Source organism: Halobaculum saliterrae, assembly GCF_009831625.1.
Lineage (GTDB): Archaea > Halobacteriota > Halobacteria > Halobacteriales > Haloferacaceae > Halobaculum > Halobaculum saliterrae.
Window position 1 is genome coordinate 95,067 of sequence record NZ_WUUS01000013.1, and the last position, 6,763, is coordinate 101,829.

Annotated in this window: 6 protein-coding genes; 4 read left to right on the forward strand and 2 right to left on the reverse strand. The window is 53.0% G+C overall.

The window, feature by feature from the left end; all coding sequences use genetic code 11:
• Positions 1 to 92: 92 nt before the first annotated feature.
• A complete protein-coding gene (locus GRX01_RS18970; RefSeq protein WP_201289643.1) occupies positions 93 to 3,746 on the forward strand; it encodes an Eco57I restriction-modification methylase domain-containing protein in 3,654 nt (1,217 codons plus the stop codon).
• A 49-nt stretch (positions 3,747 to 3,795) separates the two neighbouring features.
• Here GRX01_RS18970 and GRX01_RS17705 read toward each other — a convergent pair whose 3' ends face one another.
• A complete protein-coding gene (locus GRX01_RS17705; protein ID WP_159670881.1) occupies positions 3,796 to 4,467 on the reverse strand; it encodes a site-specific integrase in 672 nt (223 codons plus the stop codon).
• 131 nt (positions 4,468 to 4,598) lie between these two features.
• Between GRX01_RS17705 and GRX01_RS17710 the strand changes: the two genes are divergently transcribed.
• The 3 genes from GRX01_RS17710 to GRX01_RS17720 all read left to right on the forward strand — a co-directional run bounded on the left by GRX01_RS17710 (position 4,599) and on the right by GRX01_RS17720 (position 6,085).
• Positions 4,599 to 5,165 (forward strand): hypothetical protein, encoded by a 567-nt coding sequence (locus GRX01_RS17710; RefSeq protein WP_233741108.1) that lies wholly within the window; start codon positions 4,599 to 4,601, stop codon positions 5,163 to 5,165.
• 58 nt (positions 5,166 to 5,223) lie between these two features.
• Positions 5,224 to 5,655 carry a TRAM domain-containing protein gene (locus GRX01_RS17715; protein ID WP_159670887.1) on the forward strand — a complete coding sequence of 144 codons (432 nt, stop codon included), beginning with the start codon at positions 5,224 to 5,226 and terminating at the stop codon, positions 5,653 to 5,655.
• 157 nt (positions 5,656 to 5,812) lie between these two features.
• Complete coding sequence (locus GRX01_RS17720; RefSeq protein WP_159670890.1) at positions 5,813 to 6,085, forward strand: hypothetical protein; 273 nt, start codon at positions 5,813 to 5,815, stop codon at positions 6,083 to 6,085.
• An 84-nt stretch (positions 6,086 to 6,169) separates the two neighbouring features.
• Here GRX01_RS17720 and GRX01_RS17725 read toward each other — a convergent pair.
• The coding region (locus GRX01_RS17725) for a hypothetical protein (protein WP_159670893.1) at positions 6,170 to 6,763 on the reverse strand (594 nt) is incomplete at its 5' end.

Below are 6,763 nucleotides of genomic sequence, written 5' to 3' on the forward strand. Positions count from 1 at the left end.
CACACTCTGCTCAACAAGTATATTGACCAGTTCAGTCGAAAGTCACCCACATATCCACCATTTTGATATGAGTAAAGCAACTTTCAGGTGGTATGACTCTCCAGCAGATCACCGCATCCGATATCGCGGGCTGGGACTCTCTACAGGATATAGCGACCTCCTTCGAAAAACGCGGGCTCAAACCCCGCCCGAAACTAGGGGGCGATAACGAACTCGTAGTTCAGCTTGATGATGACGAATTCATCGTCATCGTCAATGCTGGTCCCGGCGAGACCGCCACGGATTTCAAACCGGAAAATCGCTCACGGCACACCAACCTCGTTGCTACCAACGACTTCGAGAATTTCACCTTCATCACACGAGTTCGGAGCTGGGAAGGCCAGCAGCACGGCCGAATTAAGCATCAAAAGATTTCGTTCTCGAAGGAGCAGTTCACGCGGGACAGCGGAGAGAAGAATACTATTCTCCAGAAACTGAACTCGATTGAGTATGGTTCCTCTGCTGCGATTTATGATACGCTCTACGACACGCAGCAGGTCGTCAAGGAGTTCTATGAACAGTTCGAGGATCTCCGGACAGATCTCATTCAAGAGGTCACAGGTATCCCTGATGATCGTGGTGATGCGAAGCAACGATATGTGCAGGTCATTCTTGACCGGATGATCTTCCTATACTTCATCCAAGAAAAGCGCCTCCTTGATCGGAACCCGAATTACCTTCACGAACAGCCGAATGAAGTCGTTGACGAGGGTGGTGACCACTACGAAGAGTTCTACGAGCCGCTCTTCTTCGAATACCTCGCAGAAGACAAACAGAACCCTGACTTCGGTAGTCTTCCGTACCTGAACGGTGGCTTGTTCGCAAGGAATCCTGTCGAAGAGGAGTTTGAGGACGCGAAATTAGGTGGCTCTGCCGAGGAAACGAACGGGCTCTTCGACGATATCCTCGACTTCCTCTCCGACTGGAATTGGAACGTAGACGAACGACTCGACATTGTCGATCCCAAGAACCTCTCCCCGGCGATCTTGGGCCACATCTTCGAGCAAACGGTCAATCAGAAGGAAATGGGGGCGTACTACACACCGGAAGAGATAACGGGGTTCATGGCCCGGCGGACGATCCATCCGTATCTGCTCGATCAACTCAACGAGGCTGTGGACGCAGACTACGACGAGATTGACAATGTGTTCGGATTCCCCGTGCCCGAGGCAGATAGTAGCGCAGAAGCTGTTGCCGATGGCGGAAACATAACTCAGCAAGTTCCAACGGAAAATGTCCAGACCAGCCATGTGGAGACTCTCTACCACGACATTCTGAAGGAAGCACACATTCTCGATCCCGCCGTAGGAAGTGGCGCCTTCCTGCTCGCCGCACAGGAGGTGCTGATGGACCTATACATGCAATGTATTGAGTATTTCCAGCGGCTCGAAGCTGAGGGGCAAGGCTGGGAGTTGGAGAGTCGTAGCCGTGAAGAATTGGAGAGAATAGAAGAGGGACATGGAGGGGTCTCACTTTTCGCAAAGCGTTCTATTATCCTTCACAATCTCTATGGGGTCGATATCGAGGACGGGGCAGTCGAGATCTGCAAACTACGCTTGTGGCTGTCGATGGTCGCTGATATCGAGGACGAACCGAACGAGGTCGAACCACTCCCGAATATTGATTTCAACATCCGTCAGGGAAACTCGCTGATCGGGTTCACTGAGCTCCAAGAAGTCGCACGGGAGGATGCTGGCGACGCGTCACTCTCGAATTGGGGTGTCGGAACTGCAGTCAAAGATCTCTATGAGGATGTCATCCGGGAACAGGACCGCCATCGAGCTGCGGATTCAGCGCGTGAAGCGCAGAACGCTCGTAAAATGGCTGAGCGAAAAATCGACACTCACAGCGAGGAGCTTAATGAGAAAATCCGCGATCAGTTCAACGAACTTGTCGACGAGGATGTTTCTCTTGAGGAATTAGAGGAGTTCTCACCGTTTCATTGGGTGCTCGAGTTCGCGACAGTCTATCGCGAAGGCGGCTTTGATGTCATCATTGGAAATCCACCGTGGGATGAGCTGAAGCCGTACCGGACGGACTTCTTCCCAAAGTACGATACTGAGTTTCGTAGCCGCCCGCCAAGTGAGAAGGACAAGAAGGTAGAGGAACTCTTAGAGAACCCTGAGATCGGTGCCGAATGGGAGAAGTTCCAGCGTGACAAGGAACGGCAAGCGACCTATATCAACCAGAGTGGAGAATACGAGTACCAGACGCCAAGCGTAGAAGGGCAACAGGTTGCACGGACGAACGACCTGTCCTTACTGTTCTTCGAGCGAGTTTATGATATCGTCAGAGACGGTGGTTATGTTTCACAGCTGCTTCCTGGTCCGTTCTTCAATGCCGCCGCGGGGAAGGATTTGCGAGTACATGCCTTGGAAGAGTCTGAAATTCAGAGTATCATCGGATTTGAAAACCGAGGCATCTTCTCCGACATAGATACTAGATACAACTTCGGTATCGTTACGCTTCGAACAGAGGGAAGCACTGACACTGTCCACGGAATCTTTCATCAGACTTCCGTTGACGCTCTTCGGTCAATTGACGATGTAGCTCTAGAAATTCCAGCGCGCATCCTCAAAGAGTATTCCCCCGGAGCTCGAATTTTCCCCAACATCGAGGAACAACAGGAGGTCTCAGTGCTGGATAAAATCCTCCAGACACCTCCATTGGCGACTGAAATTGAAGGTGCTTGGCGTACGGTCCTGTACAAGGAATTGGATCGGGGACGAGACCGGGATAGATTCATCGAAGACGAATCCAAAGGGGATTATCCGGTCTATCAGGGAAAGAACATCCACCAATTCTGTTATGAGTCGACCTACGTCGACGACCTCGAACCCATCTCTTTGTGGAGTGTTGATGAGGACAACGAGGAACTGAGCGCGAAGCGTCGCGTTCGAGAGAAGAACTTCCGTGCCCGGGACGACGCGATCAGCCTCAAGAAGGCAATCTACAGCAAGTTCGCTGATGACCCTGAGTTCAGCCATCTCCCGTCAAGTTCCCAGAAGCGTTTCGTCAACCGACTGCTAACGGAGGAATTCGACCGCCCCGAACTTTCTTTGGAAGACGTCCGTCTCCATAGTTCTGAGTACCGACTTGTGCTCCGTGAGGTCGCTCGTGCAACTGACGAACGGACGCTCATTGCGGCTGTAATCCCACCAGGTGGAGTCGTCGTCCATACGCTGTACACGGTCCGGCCATTCGAGGCGAATCCTACCAAGGGCGATCTTTCGGAGTTTCCGATGCACAGTGCTTACGACCGTGTTTTCACCGATAAGGAGCTTTTCGTCGCGCTTGGGCTGATCAACAGTATCCCCTTCGATTTCTTGATGCGAACAAAGGTTGATTCCCACGCCTCGAAGTACAAGTTTGAGGAGTCACAGGCCCCCCGACTCACCGAGGGCGACGACTGGTTCCACTACATCGCTGATCGAGCGGCGAAGCTCAGCTGCTACGGTGAAGAGTTTGCTGAAATGCGTGAGCGACTCGGTGAGATTGAGCTGGCGACGGATATGGAGACTCGGCGTGAACTACAAGCCGAAGTCGACGCGGCCGTGTTTCACGCATATGGGCTGGATGAGGAGGAAATGCAGTTCGTCCTTGATGACTTCCATCGGGTGTCGAATCCTCGAATCATGACAGAAGCGTACTTCGAGAAGGTTGCTGAGAAATACACTCATCTTGGAGACGTAGGGCCGATGGAATAACTATTGAATTAGCGCCACGCCTCGTTTCCGAACATCAATGGGTTCAGCTTCACTGATGAATACTGTCCAGCGCTCGCCGGGTCATTGCTCCATCGACATTCAGATATTGACGTGCAGTCGTGATGTCCTCCCAACCGAACATTGCTCGGAGAGCGGGAAGATCCAAGCCTCTTCCTGCATGGTACGATGCTGCTGTGGCACGTAGTCCGTGTAACGAGGTTGCGTCATTGGACAGTTCTGGAGACAGTTTCAGGGCCGTTTCCAGACGCCGCTGTAAGGTCGAGAACGAATACGGCCAGCCACCATGTTCGTCGAGTAACAATTCAACCGCGACTCGAACTCGATACGAAAAGTGGTACGGAACTGTTCGAGATGCGGCTTCTGTTTTCGGGAGCCAATAACGCTCAGCAAAGCTCTGGAAATCCGTATTGGGATTGTGATCCAGCCGTTGTTTCACCGCCTGTCGACAGTATCCACAGATGCCACCATCCCGTCCCTTCGTACAGTTTTGCTGTGTGGGAATCTGGATCATCTGCCGCTCTCGATCAACCCACGATGTCGACAAGTGCGTTGTTTCTCCAGGTCTAAGTCCAAGACGCCCTCCAAGAAGAATGGCCGCTCGTGTTTCGAGCCTCCGTTGCGTATCTCCTATTCGCCCAGCTCCTTCTAACAGTAGTTCGAACTCGCGTTCGCTAAGTGCCCTCTCTCGTGTTGCTACCATATCTATCGCTGTCTGTCGATACAAAGATAACCCGCATCTTCTTCGAGTGTCATGATGAATCGGCTCACAGCCGCCAGAATTGCCGTCTGATATGACAGGAAGTACTTATGGGTGCCGTCCGGACGAAGCGTATGGGACTCTTTGAGACCTTATTTAGCTCATCCACCGGGGATACTGTCCCTCAGGCACAGCAACCGAGTCAGCACGAAATATTTCCCGAGGACAAGTACAATGTCGCATACGCTGTAACCGCTCGGCGTGAAGAAATTCGGGCGTTAGAACACCTTCTAGAAGCGGATCAGACCTCACCTACCGCCTTGGAGGCCGAGCCTTTCCTTCAGGATATAATCGAAGATATGGAGCGGGATCGGGAATACTCCCTCCGCCTTCGCACCTCTGGGGAGGAGCTCGTCGACGATATCCGTGAACTCATAGAGCATTGGGACAATCAGGTAGATGAGCAGATAGGGACGATTTGGTGGCCTATCGGAGCAGATACGACGTTCAGGTTGTACCTCCATTATCTGGAACTCCGTGCTGACGCGGAGGATGACCAATTTTCGTTCCCGGAGTCTGCTGGACAGGTTCACACTCTCGTCCAGCGTGGTCTCAGTGCAATAGAAGATGATGACGACTCGAAGCTCGCTGTAGTCCACAAGCGAGACATTCCTTGGGAAGAACCAGCTGAGGACAGCTGATCCAGTTTGCTCCTTCTCAAAAGAGACCGATTAATTGTATCCAGTATCAAACCCAGCTATGGTAGAAATCTCAGACTCCCTGTGTTCGCTGTTCACTGCGAAAATTAAGGAGGATGGTACATTCGTCATCGAGATTCCTTCGAGTGAGATCAGGCATGGGGCGCTGACAGTTGATAAAACGTACCGCATCGCTCTTCTTGATTCATCCTCCGAAGCTGAATCAACATCTCCACAGGGCCCACGGCAACTCGCCTCTCAGGGGAACACGAGCCATGATTCATCTGGTCCTCCTGTTGATGAGGGAGAAGTGCGCGACGTGACAATCGAAACCGTCGGTGATCAAGGGGACGGTATTGCGAAAGTCGAACGGGGGTACGTCGTGATCGTTCCCGGCGCTCAGCCCGGCGACGAGCCAACAGTCGAAATCGAACAAGTTCAGGAGAACGTCGCGTTTGCGAGCATCGTCGATAGCGATCCGCGAGCACTCTAACCCATTGTCCCTTCTGTGGATCGGTCTTCTTCTCGGTAAACCATCGATGTGAGAAGGCTCCGTTCGAGTTTGTCTGAAGGAGGTGGTTCTGAAAGTCACGTCACGTTTTCTTCACGCGTTCGCGATGGCACAACCTTCGAGGGCCGATATTCAATCTATGACAAAGGAACCGATTGAGGTACTCGACGACCTGGCCGACCAGGTCGCCGATGAGTTCGAGGCGTATAGACAGCCGGACGAATTCAAGGATGTCTCGCTCGTGATCGAGAACAGCGACGAGGAACATCCGACGCTGATCGTCCACGTTGATAGAGAGGACGCGGAGGCCCTTGCCGACCGTATTGATGCGTTCCTCCGCGAGCACGGTGCTCGTACTGAATGGGAACGACACTCAGCTATGGATGTCCGTGTGTTAGCGACGGTCGACTGACACCGCCTCTCCAATTTTTTGACTGACTCCAAGCACCGCTGAAGGGCCCTATCTTCATTTCCGATCAAGGGAGTCCCGACCGCTTCAGCTTAGGTGGTCAATCTGTGCAGACAGATACTCTTGGAGAGCGGTGACCGTTTCTTCTGAGACAGCTGAGGCCCCGAAGTCACTCCGATACCCGTGCTTGAGTTCATCACTCTCTATGATCTCCAGTCCACGCTCAAGCTGCTCCCGTAGCGCATCGTCGTCTCCTCGCCGAAGGTGAGGCGTGACAGCGTCGAGATCGATTTCTTCTGCTACTGCCAGGACGTCCCGGAGGTCTGTTTCACGGCCGCTATGGAGCTTTGCCGCGACGAGGACTGCTCCATCGATGACTCTGCCTGTGGTCGTCACTGTACCTCCGCTCACCTCCTGTTGGTGGCTGTGGTCGTACAGGTAGTCGAACGACCACTGTGCCTCCGTCTGGCGACACCCGAGTCCGTTTACCAGGAGATCGAAGCCGATCGGCTGCTGCGGCGTGAGCCGCTTCTCGTACTCGATTACTTCGGTGTCGTAGAACCATTTCTTGGCGTGACTGTCCGTTTCCTCGAATCCCTGCTGTTCGAGGAACTCGACGAAGTCAGCCTTGGAGTCCGGCGCGACGACGATATCGAGGTCCGTGGAGAAGCGAGCATTGAA